Annotated in this window: 2 protein-coding genes; both read left to right on the forward strand. The window is 60.0% G+C overall.

The features are described 5' to 3' along the window. Positions 1 to 512: Lrp/AsnC family transcriptional regulator (locus WB402_RS01420; protein ID WP_424205025.1), on the forward strand; the 512-nt coding region annotated here is incomplete at its 5' end. A gap of 12 nt (positions 513 to 524) precedes the next feature. Then, positions 525 to 1,536 (forward strand): guanitoxin biosynthesis PLP-dependent transaminase GntE (gntE, locus tag WB402_RS01425; protein ID WP_424205027.1); only part of this gene is annotated, 1,012 nt, incomplete at its 3' end.

A 1,536-nucleotide genomic window follows, 5' to 3' on the forward strand; every position in this document is an offset into this window, starting at 1 on the left:
AGAGAAATATGTACGAATTCGACAAAATCGATATACGTATTGTCAATTCCCTACTGGAGGATGGCCGCGCAGCTGCATCCGCGATTGCGCACCGCATAGGGGGCATCTCGGAGCGCGCCGTCCGCTACCGCATTGACCGGATGGTGACGAGCGGGGTGCTCAAGATTAGCGCCATCGTGAACCCCTCGGCCTTCGGGTGGGATATCAAGGCCGATGTGTGGGTCGAGGTCGAATCAGACCGAATCCTCGAGGTCGCAAAAAAGCTGACGACCTTTGACAGCATCACTTATGTGGCGTGCAGCATCGGACAGAACGACATCAGTGTCCAAGTGGTTGCCAAGGATACGGCGGATATCTACCATTTCGTCACCGAGGTGATCCGGAAGGTGCCCGGTGTGCGAAAGACAACGACATCCATCGTGCCGCTCGTGCTAAAGGACGTCTACCAATGGCGGGTACCGGAACGCGCGGTCAAATCCCGCCGCTCGGAGAAACCTTCGATTCACAGCTGACACCGAGGCGATATGAACCTATTCGGTCCCAAGACCCAGGCTCTTCAAGTCCGTGCGCAACGTGTGCTTCCATTGGGGGTGAATTCGAACTTCCGTTTTTGGGGGCAGGGGATCACGCCCTACGTGGAAAGGGCCAAAGGCGCTTACCTATGGGACGTGGATGGCCGGCGATACATCGACTACCGCCTGGCATTTGGGCCCGTGATCCTCGGCCACGCCTACGACGAAGTTGACTCGGTCGTCATCGACGAGATTCGAAAAGGCGTGCTGTTTGCCATGACCGGCGAATTGGAGGTCGCCGTTGCCGAGATGATCGTTGAGATGGTGCCTGCAGTCGAGATGGTGCGCCTGGCGTGTTCCGGCACCGAGGCGACCATGCACGCCCTGCGCGTGGCGCGGGCGTACACGGGGCGCGAGGTCATCGTCAAATTCGAAGGCAACTACCACGGCTTTCAAGACCACACGCTCTGGTCCACGTACGCGCCGGTCGAGGCTTACGGCAACCGGCGCAATCCCATACCCGTGCCGGCCTCGTCCGGGATCCCGCACGGCCTGCGCGAACTCGTGATCACACTACCGTTCAACGATTTCGAGGGGTTTGAGCGAGTCATGCGCTCGGCTGGCGATACGATTGCAGCGGTCATCACCGAACCTTGTCAGGGCAACTGCGGTGCGATCGAGCCGCAACCTGGCTTCCTGGAACTCATCCGCAGCGAGTGCGATCGGCATGGCGCGGTCTTCATCCTGGATGAGGTCAAGACCGGATTCCGAATCGCCAACGGCGGTGCCCAGGAGCACTTGAAGATCCGACCTGACCTGTCCACGTATGCCAAGGCGTTGGGGAACGGTTATCCGGTGGCCGCCTTCGGCGGGAAACGCGATATCATGTCTATCATCGGCCACGGTGTAGCTCAGGGCGGGACTTTCACCAACAATAAGCCGGGCGTGGCGGCCGCGTACGCAACGTTGAAGCTCCTGCAGGAGCGGCCGGTGTTGGACACGATAAGGCAACGAGGCCGGCGCC

Source organism: Sulfuricaulis sp., from assembly GCF_049587675.1.
Lineage (GTDB): Bacteria > Pseudomonadota > Gammaproteobacteria > Acidiferrobacterales > Sulfurifustaceae > Sulfuricaulis.